11 protein-coding genes are annotated in these 15,345 nt (G+C 72.7%); 2 read left to right on the forward strand and 9 right to left on the reverse strand.

Features of this window, described 5'->3' with window-relative positions; all coding sequences use genetic code 11:
• Positions 1-1,218: a DNA polymerase III subunit delta' gene (locus tag AC5L3Z_RS22320; RefSeq protein ID WP_494844767.1), complete on the reverse strand. Its 1,218-nt coding sequence runs from the start codon at positions 1,216-1,218 to the stop codon at positions 1-3.
• Entirely contained in the window at positions 1,218-3,317 is a 2,100-nt protein-coding gene (tmk, locus tag AC5L3Z_RS22325) for a dTMP kinase (protein ID WP_494844873.1), read from the reverse strand. Before tmk ends, AC5L3Z_RS22320 begins: the two co-directional genes overlap by 1 nt.
• Positions 3,318-3,597: 280 nt before the next feature.
• Between tmk and AC5L3Z_RS22330 the strand changes: the two genes are divergently transcribed.
• Positions 3,598-4,806 (forward strand): amino acid deaminase/aldolase, encoded by a 1,209-nt coding sequence (locus AC5L3Z_RS22330; RefSeq protein WP_494844769.1) that lies wholly within the window; start codon positions 3,598-3,600, stop codon positions 4,804-4,806.
• A 250-nt stretch (positions 4,807-5,056) separates the two neighbouring features.
• Here AC5L3Z_RS22330 and AC5L3Z_RS22335 read toward each other — a convergent pair whose 3' ends face one another.
• Complete coding sequence (locus AC5L3Z_RS22335) at positions 5,057-5,632, reverse strand: TetR/AcrR family transcriptional regulator (RefSeq protein WP_334530838.1); 576 nt, start codon at positions 5,630-5,632, stop codon at positions 5,057-5,059.
• A gap of 225 nt (positions 5,633-5,857) precedes the next feature.
• On the opposite strand from AC5L3Z_RS22335, the gene AC5L3Z_RS22340 reads away from it, so the two are divergent.
• The gene (locus AC5L3Z_RS22340) at positions 5,858-7,174 is read left to right on the forward strand and encodes a D-arabinono-1,4-lactone oxidase (protein WP_494844770.1); all 1,317 of its coding nucleotides are present in this window, start codon (positions 5,858-5,860) and stop codon (positions 7,172-7,174) included.
• A 107-nt stretch (positions 7,175-7,281) separates the two neighbouring features.
• On the opposite strand, the gene topA is transcribed toward AC5L3Z_RS22340, so the two are convergent.
• The 6 genes from topA to AC5L3Z_RS22370 all read right to left on the reverse strand — a co-directional run bounded on the left by topA (position 7,282) and on the right by AC5L3Z_RS22370 (position 15,205).
• Positions 7,282-10,098: a type I DNA topoisomerase gene (gene topA, locus AC5L3Z_RS22345; protein WP_494844771.1), complete on the reverse strand. Its 2,817-nt coding sequence runs from the start codon at positions 10,096-10,098 to the stop codon at positions 7,282-7,284.
• 369 nt (positions 10,099-10,467) lie between these two features.
• Positions 10,468-11,088: a hypothetical protein gene (locus tag AC5L3Z_RS22350; RefSeq protein ID WP_494844773.1), complete on the reverse strand. Its 621-nt coding sequence runs from the start codon at positions 11,086-11,088 to the stop codon at positions 10,468-10,470.
• The gene (locus AC5L3Z_RS22355) at positions 11,079-11,621 is read right to left on the reverse strand and encodes a hypothetical protein (protein WP_494844775.1); all 543 of its coding nucleotides are present in this window, start codon (positions 11,619-11,621) and stop codon (positions 11,079-11,081) included. Before AC5L3Z_RS22355 ends, AC5L3Z_RS22350 begins: the two co-directional genes overlap by 10 nt.
• A 116-nt stretch (positions 11,622-11,737) precedes the next feature.
• Positions 11,738-14,095: a sodium-translocating pyrophosphatase gene (locus tag AC5L3Z_RS22360; RefSeq protein ID WP_494844776.1), complete on the reverse strand. Its 2,358-nt coding sequence runs from the start codon at positions 14,093-14,095 to the stop codon at positions 11,738-11,740.
• A gap of 319 nt (positions 14,096-14,414) precedes the next feature.
• On the reverse strand, positions 14,415-14,852 hold the full coding sequence (locus tag AC5L3Z_RS22365; RefSeq protein ID WP_334530820.1) for an ATP-binding protein: 438 nt from the start codon (positions 14,850-14,852) through the stop codon (positions 14,415-14,417).
• Positions 14,849-15,205, reverse strand: a complete 357-nt coding sequence (locus AC5L3Z_RS22370; protein ID WP_494844778.1) for an STAS domain-containing protein — start codon at positions 15,203-15,205, stop codon at positions 14,849-14,851. The genes AC5L3Z_RS22365 and AC5L3Z_RS22370 overlap by 4 nt, the downstream gene beginning before the upstream one ends.
• Positions 15,206-15,345 lie beyond the last annotated feature (140 nt).

Raw genomic sequence — 15,345 nt, forward strand, 5'->3', positions numbered from 1 at the left:
TCAGCCGCGCCAGAGGGAGAGCATCATCGACTCCACCGCGATCCGCGGCTTGACGTTCGCCTCGATCGCCGCCCGGCACGCCAGCACGGCCTCCAGCCGCCGCAGCGCCCCCTCGGCGTCCCACTTCTGCGCGCCGGCCCGGGCCACGGCGGCGGTGTCGGTGTGCACCGGCTCGACCGGCGCGCCCAGCGCCATGGTGAGCGCGTCCCGGTAGAAGGCGGCCAGGTCCACCAGGGCCCGGTCCAGCGCGTCCCGCTGGGCCCGGGTGGCCCGCGACTTCTGCCGCTTCTCCAGGTCCTTGAGCTGCCCGGCGGCGCCGCGCATGGCGCCGGCCGCGCCCCGGCCGGTGCCGCCCGCGCCGAGCGCGGTCTGCAACGCGGCCCGCTCGGCCGCGTCCGCCTCCGCCACGGCCGCCTCGGCCTCCGCCTCGGCGGCCTCGATCAGGGCCGACGCGGCGTCCAACGCGGTGCCGACCCCGGTCAGCCGGCGGGGCACCGCGAGCACCGCGTCCCGGCGCTTGCGCGCCTCCGGGTCGCGGGCCAGCCGCCGGGCCCGACCCACGTGCCCCTGCGCGGCCGCCGCCGCCCACTGCGCCACGTCGGGCGCGACGCCGTCCCGATCCACCAGCATCTCGGCCACCGCGGCGGCCGGCGGCTGCCGCAACGGTACGACCCGACAGCGCGACCGGATGGTCACCGAGATGTCGTCCGGGTGGGTGGACGGGGCGCAGAGCAGGAAGACGGTTCGCGGCGGCGGTTCCTCGATGGCCTTGAGCAGCGCGTTGCCGGCCGCCTCGGTGAGCCGGTCGGCGTCCTCGATGATCACCACCTGCCACCGGCCACCGGACGGGGTGCTCGCCGCCCGGAGCACCAGGGCGCGCATCTCGCCCACGCCGATGGAGAGCCCCTCGGGCACCACCAGCCGCACGTCGGCGTGGGTGCCGGTCAGCGTGGTGTGGCAGCCGGGGCAGTCGCCGCAGCCGGTGCCGTGCACGCACTGCAGCGCGGCGGCGAAGGCGCGGGCGGCCACCGAGCGGCCGGAACCGGGCGGTCCGGTGAAGATCCAGGCGTGCGTCATGCCCGCCGCCGGGTCGACACCGTTGCCCGGTTCGTCCTCCCGCGCCGTGCGGCGCAGTACGGCGGCGGCGGCCGCGGCGGCGTGGCGCAGCGTCGCCACCGCCTCGTCCTGACCGACCAGGTCGGCGAAGACGTCCGGCATCAGGTCCGGTGCTCCATCGTCACGAGCTCCGCGTCGGATAACTCGGGCTGCACCGAGGTGTCCGGGCCGTGCGCGGGGCGCGGGTGCACGATGCCGGCCGGATCGGTCAGGAGTTCCTGCACCCGGCCGGCGACCAGCTCGGAGATCTCCTCCGCCGGGCGGGCGGCGTCGAGCACCAGGTAGCGCTTCGGGTCGTTGGCGGCGAGGTCCAGGAAGGCATACCGGACCCGCTCGTGGAAGGCGACGGACTCGGCCTCCAGGCGGTCGGCGCCCTGGCTGCGGGCGGCCGCCCGGGACAGGCCGGTGTGCGGGTCGACGTCGAGGAGCACCACCAGGTCGGGCTTGAGCCCACCGGTGGCCCAGGAGGAGAGCCAGGAGACCTCCTCCACCGGCAGGGTACGGCCGGCGCCCTGGTAGGCCAGCGAGGAGTCGACGTACCGGTCGCTGACCACCACCGCGCCCCGGGCCAGCGCCGGCCGGACCACGGAGGCGACGTGGTGCGCCCGGTCGGCGGCGTAGAGCAGCGCCTCGGCGCGCGGGGACGGCGCCTCCGTGAGGGACGGGTCGAGCAGCAGGGAGCGGATCCGCTCGCCCACCGCGGTGGCGCCCGGCTCGCGGGTGACCACCACGTCACGACCCTGCCCACGCAGCCGGGCGGCGAGCGCCTCCAGCTGGGTGGACTTGCCGGCTCCCTCGCCGCCCTCGAAGACCACGAAGAGGCCGGTGGAGACGAACGGCTCCGCCGGCATCAGCGGGCGGCCCCGGATCGAGCCCCACAGGTCGGCGAGGACGGGTACGCCCTTCTTGTCGTCCATCTGGCCGAAGGCGCTGATCCCGGCGAAGATGCCGGCGGCGCCGGCGGCGAGCAGCAGCAGGCGGGTGGAGGAGACCGAGATGCCGAGGTCGGCGATGGTCAGCTTGCGCGAGCCGCCGACGCCGACCAGGAGGCTGCTCAGCCCGATGGCCAGGATCAGCACCAGCCGGGTGCCGATCTGCACCACCGCGAAGACCCGGCCGCGCACCTCGTCGGCGACCTCGCCGCCGAGCAGCGTGGTCCCGGCGAGGAAGGCCATGCCGGCGCCGGCGCCGACCAGGATCGCGCCGAGCATCGCCATCGACAGGTGGATGGCGAAGGCGAGGGTCATCACCGCGGCGCTGGCCAGCACGATGCTCATACCGAACCAGCGGCGCCGGGACATGTCCCGGACGATCATCGGGCCGAGCCCGATGCCGATCGCCAGACCGATGAAGATCGCGCCGAAGAGCAGGTAGAACGCGGCGTCACCGGCGCCCAGCGAGGCGGCGAAGAACTTGGCCGTGCCGATCACGATGCCACCGCCGGCGAACGCGCCGAAGATGCCGAGCACCAGGCCACGGACCAGCGGGGTCTGGCCGATGTACTGCCAGCCCTCGGTGAACTGCCGCCGCATGCTCTGCTCGGTGCGCTCCCGCTCGCCGGTCTGCGCCCGGCTGATCTCCTTGATGCCGAACGCCACCACCAGGGCGGTGGCGAGTCGGGAGAAGGCGTTGACCCAGAGCGCGAGCTGGGCCGGCTCCGCCCAGCCGGGCATGTCGCCGCCGACGATCGTCCGGACGCTGCGGTCGAGCACCGCGGCGACGAGCGCCGCGAGGATCGGGGTGAGGCCGTACGTGGTGATCAGCGTGAGCTGGTTGGCCGCCTCCAGCCGGGCCCGCGGGATCAGGTTCGGAACCGCGGCCTCCTTGGCCGGGATCCAGAGCAGGGTGATCGACTCGATCAGGAAGGTGGCGACCGTCGCCCAGCCGACCACCACCCCGCCGCTGGCGCCGAGGAGCGCGACCAGCGGGATGGAGGCGAAGAGCAGGAAGCGCAGCAGGTCGCAGATGACCATCGTCCAGCGCCGGTCGAAGCGGTCGGCGAGCACGCCGGCCACCGGGCCGAGCACCAGCGCGGGCAGCAACCGGATCGCGATCACCACGCCGAAGGCGGCGCCCTTGGCGGTGCTCCCCTCGACCTGGGAGGCGGCGAAGACGGAGGTGGCCAGCAGGCCGAACCAGTCGCCGAAGGAGGCCGCGCCGAGCACGATCCAGAGCCGCCGGAACGGTCGGATGCGCAGCACCGACCGGATCGCGGCGTAGCCGGACGGGTCGGCCTGGGCGCCGGACTGACCAGACGACGACACGCCGGACGACTCGCCGTTCTTGTGGCTTTCGATGGCCGTACCTCCACGTGCCGGCCCAACGCTGGGCAGTCCCGGTGGAACACTCTAGTCCCGGTGGGGAGCAGCCCCGCCGCGACATTCTCCTGCTCGCCGAGCCTAGGCCGCCGGTACCAACGGCCGCAGCCCGGCGGTACGTGAGGGTGTTTCGTATTGCTCTCCGGACAGTTAGCGTGCACCCGTGGCCACCGACAGCGACATCCTGCGCGAGCGCCTCGACCGGGCGACCGCTCACCTCGACCCGCCGTACGCCGTGCTGGACCTCACGGCCTTCGACGCCAACGCCGCCGAGCTGGCCACCCGCTCCGGCGGCAAGCCCGTCCGGGCGGCCAGCAAGTCGATCCGCTGCCGCGAGCTGACCACCCGCGCGCTGCGCCGGCCGGGCTGGTCCGGGGTGATGGCGTTCACCCTGCCCGAGGCGATCTGGCTGGTCCGCGCCGGCGTCACCGACGACGCGCTGGTCGCCTACCCCACCGCCGACCGCGGGGCGCTCGCCGAACTGGCCGCCGACCCGGCGCTCGCCGCCGCGGTCACCCTGATGGTCGACGGCGCCGAACAGCTCGACCTGATCGACGCCGTGTCCCCGCCGGGGGCGCGCCCCGAGCTGCGGGTCTGCCTCGACCTGGACGCCTCCTGGCGACCCCTGCGCGGGCGGGTGCACGTCGGGGTGCGCCGCTCACCGGTGCACAGCGCCCGGGCCGCCGGCGCGCTCGCCGCCACCGTCGCCCGACGGCCGGGCTTCCGGCTGGTCGGGCTGATGTCGTACGAGGCGCAGATCGCCGGCCTCGGGGACGCGCCGCCCGGCCGGGCCGTGCTCGGCACGGCGATCCGGATCGCCCAGCGCGGCTCGTACCGGGAACTGCTGGCCCGCCGGAGCGCGGCGGTGGCCGCGGTACGCGAGCACGCCGACCTGGAGTTCGTCAACGGCGGCGGCACCGGCAGCGTCGCCGCGACCAGCGCCGATCCCGCGGTCACCGAGGTCACCGCGGGATCGGGCCTGTACGGGCCGACGCTCTTCGACGCCTACCGTGCCTGGCGCCCGACCCCGGCGGCGTTCTTCGCCTGCGCGGTGGTCCGCCGACCGGCACCGGGGTTGGCCACCGTGCTCGGCGGCGGCTGGATCGCCTCCGGCCCGGCCGAGTCGACCCGACTGCCCCGACCGTGGCTGCCCACCGGCCTGAGGCTGATCGGCACCGAGGGGGCCGGCGAGGTGCAGACCCCACTGGCCGGCGCGGCGGCCGCCACGCTCCGGGTCGGCGACCGGGTCTGGTTCCGGCACGCCAAGGCCGGAGAACTCGCCGAACACGTCAACGAACTGCACCTGGTGGAGGGCGACACGGTCGTCGCCACCGTGCCGACGTACCGGGGTGAGGGCCGGGCGTTCCTCTGAACGCACGCCCGGCCCGCCTCGGCCGTCCCGCACCGGTCCGCCCGGTCGCACCCGTTCGGCCCGTCGCTCTTCCTGCCACCCCGGTCGCACCCCGGGCTCACGTCTTCGTCGTGCTCCCCCGGTCGCACCCAGGGTCTGTGCTCTCGTGCCGCCCGGTCACACCTCCGGGCTCTGTGCCGCCCCGCCGCCCGGTCGCCCCCGGACCTCACTCGCGCTCCTCGTGCCGCCGCCCGGCCGGGCGGCGCCCCGCTCAGCCCGGCTGGGTGGCCTCCGCCGGGGCGTCGACCTGCCGGTGCAGGTACTCCCGGATGAGCGCCTTGGCCTCGACCAGCACCCGCTCGTCGCCGTCGGACTGCCGGCGGAACGCCAGCTTGATCAGCGCGTCGGCCGCCTCCACGGCGATCTCCAGGTGGAAGCGGAGTTCGGGGACGTCGGTCAGGCCGAAACGCTCGGTGAGCACCCGGGCCAACTGGTCGGCGATCACGCCGTTGTTGTCCCGCTGCTCGTCGAGCAGGTGCAGGTCGACGACGTCGCCGAAGTGCAGGGTCCGGAACCCCGGGACGGTGCGGTGCATCGTGATGTACTCGTCGATCCCCGCGTCGACCCCGTCCCACCAGTGGGTCATGTCGTCCGAGGCGAACCGCTCGTCGAGTCGCTGGAGGTAGGACTCCATCGTCCGCAGGGTCAACGCCTGCACGATCGCCCGCTTGTCCGGAAAGAACTGGTAGACCGACCCGATCGCCACCTCGGCCCGCTCGGCGAGCAGCGTCGTGGTCAACCCTTCGTAACCCACCTCGTCGACGAGTTCAGCGCAGGCGTCCAACATCCGTTGAACCCGAGCGACACTTCGGCCCTGCACCGGCACCCGGCGCAGCGGCCCGGTCGTGGCGGCTGGTGTGGACACTCGACGCCACCCCCCTTCGAAAAATGAACATATCTGCACGTCACGAGACCGTGACTACCGGTACAACGAGCAGACCTCAATTGCGGTATTTACCAGGTACAACGTTCCTGATATGAAGTCACTTCATATTCACTTCGAGGAGCGTGCATGGCCGGCACCGCACCGCCCACCGCCGCCTGGTCCAACTGGGCCGGCAATCAGCAAGGCACCGCCACCGCCGTTCTGCGTCCCACCTCCGTCGCCGAGGTCGCCGAGGCGATCCGGGCCGCCGCGACGACCGGCGACCGGATCCGGGTGGTCGGCAGCGGCCACTCCTTCACCGGCATCGCGCTCACCGACGGCCAGCGGATGGAACTGACCGAACTGGACGGCGGCACCAACGTCGACACCGAGCGCCGACTGGTCACCGTACCGGCCGGAATGACGCTGCGCGCGCTCAACGACCTGCTCGCCGCGCACGGGCTGGCCCTGCCCAACCTCGGCGACATCGACGCGCAGACCATCGCCGGCGCGATCTCCACCGGCACCCACGGCACCGGCGCCGCGTACGGCTGCCTGTCGACCTTCGTCGAGGCGCTCACCCTGGTCACCGGCGCCGGCGAGGTGCTGCGCTGCTCCGCCGAGGAGCACCCGGACGTCTTCGCCGCCGCCCGGGTCGGCCTCGGGGCGCTCGGCGTGCTGGTCGAGGTGACGCTGCGCTGCGTCGACGCCTTCGTGCTGCTCGCCCACGAACGGCCGGCGCGGCTGCGCGCCGTCCTGGACGACCTGCCCAAGCTGGTCGACGCGCACGGCCACGTGGAGTTCTACTGGTTCCCGTACACCGACCGGGTGCAGGTCAAGACTAACGACCGGGTACCCGCCGACGACCGGCCGCTGTCCCGGCTCCGCGGCTGGCTGGACGACGACTTCCTGTCCAACACCGTCTTCGCCGGGGCCTGCCGGCTCGGCCGCGCCGTGCCGGCGCTGGCCCCCGGGATCAGCGCCGTTTCCGCCCGGGCGCTGGCCGAACGCCGCTACACCGGCCGCTCCGACCGGGTCTTCTGCACCCCGCGCCGGGTCCGCTTCGTGGAGATGGAGTACGCGCTGCCGCGCGACGCCCTGCCCACCGCGCTCGACGCGCTACGGCGGATCGTGGACCGGCTGCCGTTCAAGGTGCTCTTCCCGGTCGAGGTGCGGTTCACCGCCGCCGACGACATCTGGCTGTCCCACGGGTACGGGCGGGACTCCGCGTACCTCGCCATCCACCAGTACGTCGGCATGCCGTACGAGCCGTACCTGCGAGCCTTCGAAAAGGTCGCCACCGAACTGGGTGGCCGTCCGCACTGGGGCAAACTGCACTACCGCGACGCGGCGTCCCTCGCCCCCGCCTACCCGAGGTTCGCCGACTTCCTGGCGCTGCGCGCCCGCCTGGACCCGGACCGCGTCCTCACCAACCCCCACCTGGCCCGCCTCCTGGGCCCGTGAGCCGACGGCGACCCGGAGATCGTGCTCGAACGTGGAAGTAGTGGCCTCGTCGCGAGGCGGAGGCCACTACTTCCAGGATCGAGCGTGATCTTGTGGTCCGGGCCGGGTCACTCGGGGGTGCTGGTGGCCTTCTTCGGGGCGGCCTTCTTGGCCGGGGTGGCCTTGGCGGTGGTCGTCTTCTTGGCCGTGGACTTGGCGGCGGCGGTCTTCTTCGCCGCCGTCTTCTTGGCCGGGGCGGCCTTCTTCGCCGGGGCCTTCTTGGTCGCCTTCTTCGGGGCCGGACCCTTCGCCCGCTTCTCGGCCAGCATCTCCGACGCCTGCTCGATGGTCAGCTCCTCCGGGGTCTGACCCCGGCGCAGCGACGCGTTGAACTCGCCGTCGGTGACGTACGGCCCGAACCGGCCATCCTTGATCACCAGCGGCTTCTCGGTCAGCGGGTCGACACCCATCTCCCGCAGCGGCGGCGCGGCGGCCCGACGCTGGCGGGCCTTCGGGGCGGCCAGCAGCGCCAGCGCCTCGTCCAGCGTGACGGTGAACATCTTGTCCTCGGAGTCCAGCGAGCGGAACTCGTCACCCTGCTTGACGTACGGGCCGAAGCGTCCGTTGTTGGCGAAGACCTCGACGCCGTCCGGGGCGACCCCGACCAGCCGGGGCAGGCTGAGGAGCTTGAGCGCCTCGTCGAGGGTGAGCGAGTCCGGTGACTGCGAACGCAGCAGCGAGGACTTCCGCTCGCCGCTGGCCACGTACGGGCCGAACCGGCCGGACTTGAGCAGGATCGGCTCGCCGGTGGCCGGGTCGTCGCCGAGCTTGCGCTCGCCCCCGCCGCCCAGGAACAGCTCGCGCACCTTCTCCGGGGTCAGCTCATCCGGTGCCAGGCCCTCGGGGATCGGCGCCCGGTCGCCCTGGGTGCCGCCCTCCTCGCCCTCCACCTTCGGCGCCGGCTGCTCGCCGGGGAGCGCCCGCTGCAGGTACGGCCCGAACCGACCCACCCGGACGACGACCTCGCGGCCCTCGTCGTCGACGTGCAGCGGGATCGAGTTGACGCTGCGCGCGTCGATGTCGGTGATGTTCTCGGTGACCAGCTTCTTCAGGCCACCGGCGTGGGCGATGGCCTGGTCGCCGGCGCCGTTGGTGCTGCCGAAGTAGAAGGAGGTGAGGAAGTCGACGGAGGCGTGGTCGCCGCCGGCGATCTCGTCCAGCTCGTTCTCCATGCTGGCGGTGAAGTCGTAGTCGATCAGGCGCGGGTAGTGCCGCTCCAGCAGCCCGATCACCGCGAACGCCAGGAACGAGGGGATCATCGCCTGGCCGCGCTTGAAGACGTAGCCCCGGTCCTGGATCGTCTGCATGATCGACGCGTAGGTCGACGGGCGGCCGATGCCCAGTTCCTCCAGTGCCTTGACCAGCGAGGCCTCCGTGTAGCGCGACGGCGGCTGGGTGTGGTGGCCCTGCGCGGCCAGCTCGTCGGCGGTCAGCGGCTGGTCCTTGACGAGGGTGGGCAGCCGGCGCTCGGCGTCCTCGGCCTCGGCGTTCTCGTCGTCGCTCGACTCGACGTACGCCCGCAGGAAGCCCGGGTCGGTGATGGTCTTGCCGGTCGCGCCGAAGTCGGCCTCCTCCTGGGCGGAGGAGACCGCGCGGATGCGCACCGAGACGCTGGAGCCGACCGCGTCGGTCATCTGCGAGGCGATGGTGCGCCGCCAGATCAGCTCGTAGAGCTTGAACTCCTCGGCCGACAGCTCCTTGGCCACCTCGCCCGGGGTGCGGAAGTTGTCCCCCGCCGGGCGGATCGCCTCGTGCGCCTCCTGCGCGTTCTTCACCTTGCCGGTGTAGCGGCGCGGCTCCGGCGGCACGCTGCGCTCGCCGTACAGCTCGGTGATCTGCCGGCGGGCCGCCGAGATGGCGGTCTCCGACAGGTTCACCGAGTCGGTACGCATGTAGGTGATGTAGCCGTTCTCGTAGAGGCGCTGCGCGGTGCGCATCGTCTGCTGCGACGAGAACCTCAGCTTGCGGGCCGCCTCCTGCTGCAGCGTCGAGGTGATGAACGGCGCGTACGGGCGACGGCGGTAGGGCTTCTCCTCGACCCGGGTGACCGTGAACGGCCGCCCCTGAAGCCGGGCGGCGAGCCCGCGCGCGCCACTCTCGTCGAGGTGGACGACCCCGGCCCCGGCCCGGACCCGACCGGTGGTGGGCTCGAAGTCCTTGCCGGTGGCGATCCGGTCGCCGTTCAACGCGACCAGGGTGGCGTTGAAGCTGCGCGGCCCCTCGCCGGCGTTCGCCACGGCCAGGGTGGCGAGGATGTCCCAGTACTCGGCGGTGCGGAAGGCCATCCGCTGCCGCTCCCGCTCGACCACGATCCGGGTCGCCACGGACTGCACCCGGCCCGCCGAGAGCTTCGGCATGACCTTCTTCCACAGCACCGGCGAGACCTCGTAGCCGTAGAGGCGGTCGAGGATGCGCCGGGCCTCCTGCGCGTCGACCAGGTCCCGGTCGATCTCGCGCGGGTTGGCCACCGCGGCCTGGATGGCCGGCTTGGTGATCTCGTGGAAGACCATCCGCTTGACCGGCACCTTGGGCTTGAGGGTCTCCACCAGGTGCCAGGCGATCGCCTCGCCCTCGCGGTCCTCGTCCGTCGCCAGGAAGATCTCGTCGACCTCCTTGGCGAGCTTCACCAGCTTGCTGATCTGCTGCTTGCGGTCGGCGGAGACCACGTAGAGGGCGTGGAAGCCGTTGTCGACGTCCACCCCGAGCCGGGCCCACGGCTCGCCCTTGTACTTGGCCGGCACGTCGGCGGCGTTGCGCGGCAGGTCGCGGACATGACCGAAGCTGGCCTCCACGACGTATCCCGGGCCGAGATAGCCCGAGATCGTCTTGGCCTTCGCCGGTGACTCGACGATGACCAGACGGGTGGTTCCAGCGTTACTCGGCACGTCTCTCCCCGACCTCACTCCTGCTCCGATGCCCGATTCGGGCCGGCTTGCCCCCGTGGACCTCCGGCGGTCCGGATGTCCAACGTAACGCGCCGCCCGGCTTTCGGGTTTCGCGGGCGGCAAAGAGCCGCCGCGCGGCGTGCCCCCGGCGTCGCGCGGTCTTCACGGGCCGGACGGCGCCACCGTACACCGTGAGTAGGCCCCGGAGCGGGACACTGTGACGATGGCGGACCCTCGGCCGACGGACAGCCGACCGTTCACCCGGGCGAACCGCCACCCCGGCTGTCCCCGATCGGACACCCTCGGGCAGCGCCCGGCAGGGCCGGCCGCGACAGCCGTCGGCCGCGGGTCGGGGGACGCCGGCGGCGGTCAGGCCGGGGACGCCGGCCAGTCGGCCGGGGGCGCGGTCGCGGGCCGGTCGCCGACCAGCTCGGCCAGCCGGGCCAGCCGGCGCCGGCCGGCGATCCGGAACGCCGGACCGCCCGCGTCCGGTTCCAGCACGGCCGCCGGCAGGCCCACCACGGCGAGGGCGGCGCGGACGGTCGGCCACCACTCCCGGTCGTCGGGGCCGAGCCGGAGCAGGAAGCCCGCCGGGTCGGCGCCGCCCGCCGCGGCCAGCCAGAGCCGCAGCCGCCGGCCGTCGAGGTGGAAGCCGGCGGGTGGGCGCTTGCGCCGGCCGGCGGCCAGCCAGGCCGTGGCCAGCGGGGCCAGGGTGCTCGCGTACGAGGTGCGCACGGTGTACCGCCGGTCCTCGGTCGCCTCCCAGCTGGCGGCCAGCCCGCGCCGGCTCAGCTCGGCGACGAGCACGTGCACCCGCCAGGCGGCGTCGACCGCGATCGACAACCGGGCGGTGCGACCCATCCGGACCACCTCGCCCGGACCGGCGAGCAGACCGGACAGGTCGGCGACGGACGGATCCGCCGCCTCGGTGCCGAACAGCGACAGCTGGCGCACCGGTTCGGGGGGTGAGTCGGGAGGGGTCAGCGACACTCCGGAACCTCGTCGAAGGCCTGTTTGAGCTCTTTCGAGTTGAGCTTGCTGGTGTCCAGCGCGCTCGAGTCGTACTCCTGGTTGAGGGTGTCCACCACGGCCTGGACGCCGTCGTAGAAGTCGGAGGGGCGGTCGATGCTCAGCTCGTCGATGGCGTCCCGGGCCCGGCCGTAGGCGTCCCGGATCTTCTCCAGCGAGGTCCGGAAGCCCTCGGAGATCTCGTCGCCGCGGTCGGTCTCGGGCACGCCGGCGTCGGCGACCCGGCGTCGCGCGGTCTCGCTGGCCTGTTCCGCCCCGGCGAAGAGCCGGACCAGGTTCTCCTTCGCCTGCGCCGGGGTGGTCTGCGCGGTCATCTGCTGGTGGGTGCTGCTGGTCAGCTTGTTGATCTCGGCACGCCAGGGGGTGAGCGCCTCGCAGACCGAGGCCGCCCAGGCCCGGGGGGTGGGCCCGCTCCCACAGCCGGCGACGACGAGGACGAACGTGGCCAGGACCACCGTGAGCTTTCCGGCGGCAGTCGCCCGGCACGTACGCATGCGAAGCAGCGTACGGCCTTCGGATGAATGCGCCACCGGGCGGTTTGTCCGCCCCCGGCAGGGCCGGCGGGCCCCCGGCCGGCGTGGCGCCGACCGGGGACCCGCTGTGCCCTCACTCAGACGTTGACCGGCTCCGCGCGCTCGTGCCTGCCCGCGCCGGTGCCGCCGTCGCCACCGGAATCGTCCATCGCGATGCCCTTGCGCTTGCTGAACACCACCGACGCGACGATGATCGCCGTCGCCAGCACGGCGATGCCCACCCGCAGCGCGACGTTCCGGTCGTCGCCGACGCTGTACGCCACCACGGCGGGCGCGATCAGCAGCGAGACCAGGTTCATCACCTTGATCAGCGGGTTGATCGCCGGCCCGGCGGTGTCCTTGAACGGGTCACCGACGGTGTCACCGATCACGGTCGCGGCGTGCGCCTCGGAGCCCTTGCCGCCGTAGGCGCCGTCCTCGACCAGCTTCTTGGCGTTGTCCCAGGCGCCACCGGAGTTGGCCAGGAAGACGGCCATCAGCGTGCCGGCCCCGATCGCCCCGGCCAGGTACGACGCCAGCGCGCCGGGCCCGAGGCCGAAGCCGACCGCGATCGGCGCGAGGATGGCGAGCAGGCCGGGGGTCATCAGCTCGCGCTGCGCGTCCCGGGTGCAGATGTCGACGACCTTGCCGTACTCGGGCCGCTGGGTGCGGTCCATGATCCCGGGGAGTTCCCGGAACTGCCGGCGGACCTCCATCACCACGGCGCCCGCCGAGCGGGACACCGCGTTGATCGCCAGCCCGGAGAAGAGGAAGACCACCGCCGCACCGATGATGAGGCCCACCAGGTTGCGCGGGTTGGCCACGTTCAGCGCGTTGAGGATCTCGGAGCCGACGTCGCCCACCCCCGCCGTGGCGTACGCGCTGCGCAGGCTGTCGGTGTACGACCCGAAGAGCGCGGTGGCGGCGAGCACGGCCGTGGCGATCGCGATGCCCTTGGTGATCGCCTTGGTGGTGTTGCCCACCGCGTCCAGCTCGGTGAGGATCCGGGCGCCGTTCTCGTCGATGTCGCCGGACATCTCCGCCACGCCCTGGGCGTTGTCGGAAATCGGGCCGAAGGTGTCCATCGCGACGATCACGCCGACGGTGGTGAGCAGGCCGGTGCCGGCCAGCGCCACCGCGAAGAGCGAGAGTGTGATGGAGCTGCCGCCGAGCAGGAACGCCCCGAAGACGCCGGCGCCGATGAGCAGCGCCGAGTAGACCGCCGACTCCAGGCCGACGCTGATGCCGGCGAGGATGACGGTGGCCGCGCCGGTCTGCGAGCTCTTGCCGATGTCCTGCACCGGGCGCCGGTTGGTCTCGGTGAAGTAGCCGGTGAGCGCCTGGATCGCGGCGGCCAGCACGATGCCGATGACGACCGCGCCGATGGCGACCAACCGCGGGTTCTGGTCGACGTCGGTCAGCCCGCCCTCCAGCTCGGCGAAGGTGGCCGGCAGGTAGGCGTAGGCGGCGATCGCCACCAGCACCGCGGAGAGGACCGCGGAGAGGTAGAAGGCCCGGTTGATCGCGGTGAGCGCGTTGCGGTCCGTGGCACGCAGCCGGGTGATGAAGACGCCGATGATCGCGACGAGCACGCCGATGGTGGAGATGATCAGCGGGAAGACCAGCCCGTCCTCGCCGAACGCGGCCCGGCCGAGGATCAGCGCGGCGACCAGGGTGACGGCGTACGACTCGAAGAGGTCGGCGGCCATGCCGGCGCAGTCGCCGACGTTGTCGCCGACGTTGTCGGCGATGGTGGCGGCGTTGCGCGGGTCGTCCTCGGGGATGCCCTGCTCCACCTTGCCGACCAGGTCCGCGCCGACGTCGGCGGCCTTGGTGAAGATGCCGCCGCCGACCCGCATGAACATGGCCAGCAGGGCGGCGCCGAAGCCGAAGCCCTCCAGCACGGTGGGGGCGTCCCCGCGGAAGATCAGGACGACCATCGCGGCGCCGAAGAGGCCGAGCCCGACGGTGAGGAAACCGACCACGCCGCCGGTCCGGAAGGCGATCTTCATGGCGGCCTCGCGTCCGCCCCGGGCCTCCCGGGCGGCGGCGGCGACCCGCAGGTTGGCGCGGGTGGCGAGCCACATGCCGGCGCCACCGATGGACGCGCTGAACAGGGCCCCCACCACGAAGAAGGCGGATCGGCCGATCTTCACCGCCAGCTCGCTGCCGTCGGTGTCGTGCACCGGCAGCAGGAAGAGCAGTACGACAGCGACGACGACGAAGATCGCCAACGTCCTGAACTGGCGGAGCAGGTACGCGGAGGCGCCCTCCTGCACCGCCCCGGAGATCTCCTGCATGTTGGTGGTGCCCTTACCGGCTGCCAGCACGGCCTTGGTCAAGGCGGCGGCGAAGACGAGCGCCACCATCGCGATGACCGCGGCGATGACGACGTACGTCAGGTTCTCTCCGGTGAGGGACAGCGCGCCGCCTTCGGCGGCCAAGGTCCCGGACATCTATGTCCTCCTGTACCGAACACTGTCGCGCCGGCCAGCGGACGTACTGACCCGACGCCTGGATGCGGTTGCGCAAGCGCACCAACCCACCCCAGCGGACCAGCATGAACGCAAATACCCGCTGGTGGCGGGAAGGATCACTTGCTGACAACCCCGGTACTGTAGCCCCGCCGAGTGTCAGAGGTCACACCCGGGGGACACCGTGTTCGGATGATCTTCATAACTGTGTTATGAGGAAAAATCTGATATAGGCGATGATCAACACGATGAGGCCGTGACCCCGGCGGGGGTCACGGCCTCGACGTACGAACAGGGCGGCTCAGCGGCCGACGGGCCACACCATCCGAACCTCGGTCCCGACACCCTCGGAGACCGGGCGGACCTGGAGGTCCTCCACGAAACCGGCGAGCAGGGCGAAGCCGACCCCGGTGGTCAGCGCCTCGTCGGTGAGCGACTCGTTGGCCAACTCGTCGGCGTTCAGCGCGGCCAGACCGATGCCCGCCTCGATCGGCGCCCGGTCCACCACCCGCACCTGGTAGGACCCCGAGTCGGACATCTCCACCAGCACCGGGTCCGGCACCCCGTACTGCCGGTGCAGGGCGACCGCCCGGGTGCACGCCTCACCGATGGCCAGCCGCACCTCGTCGAGCAGGTCCTCACGGACCCCGGCCCGGCGGGCCACCGCGACGCCGACCAGGCGGGCGGTACGCACGTGCACCGGAGCCGGCGAGAAGGAGAGCCGGACCGTCGCCATCACGCGTCGGAGCCGGTGGGATCCGCGGCGATCGCCGCCTCGACCGTCGGGTGCAGCGGGAACACCTGGTCCAGGGCGGTGATCCGGAAGATCTTGAGCAGCGGCTCCTTGTCGCAGGCCAGGGCGAACGAGCCGCCGGCCGCGCGGAGCCGCTTCAGGGCACCCACCAGCACGCCGAGGCCCGTCGAGTCGAGGAAGTCCACCCGGCCGAGATCGACGATCACCCGCCGGGCCCCACCGTCGATCAGCTCCAGGAGCCGTTCGCGGAGCCGGGGCGCGGTGTAGACGTCCACCTCACCGCCGACCTCGAGCACCGTGTGCTCCCCCACCGTGCGGGTCGCCAGCGACAGCTCCATCAGTCCCTCCTCCGAGAGCCGTAAACTCTCCTGGGCATCTAACCATCCCCGCCGAAGCGCCCCGTCAGGTCACCGGCGGCGGCTTCCCCTTACCCCCGGGCCCGGTTCTTCACCACCCGAACACCAGTGCGAAAGTCAGG

The sequence above is a fragment of the Micromonospora sp. LZ37 genome, assembly GCF_059359015.1.

Bases quoted from the DNA above. Each gene is read 5' to 3' on its own strand.
- AC5L3Z_RS22320 (WP_494844767.1), bottom strand. From the start codon at position 1,218: ATGCCGGACGTCTTCGCCGACCTGGTCGGTCAGGACGAGGCGGTGGCG.
- AC5L3Z_RS22335 (WP_334530838.1), bottom strand. From the start codon at position 5,632: ATGTTGGACGCCTGCGCTGAACTCGTCGACGAGGTGGGTTACGAAGGG.
- AC5L3Z_RS22340 (WP_494844770.1), top strand. From the start codon at position 5,858: ATGGCCGGCACCGCACCGCCCACCGCCGCCTGGTCCAACTGGGCCGGC.
- AC5L3Z_RS22355 (WP_494844775.1), bottom strand. From the start codon at position 11,621: ATGCGTACGTGCCGGGCGACTGCCGCCGGAAAGCTCACGGTGGTCCTG.
- AC5L3Z_RS22360 (WP_494844776.1), bottom strand. From the start codon at position 14,095: ATGTCCGGGACCTTGGCCGCCGAAGGCGGCGCGCTGTCCCTCACCGGA.
- AC5L3Z_RS22370 (WP_494844778.1), bottom strand. From the start codon at position 15,205: ATGGAGCTGTCGCTGGCGACCCGCACGGTGGGGGAGCACACGGTGCTC.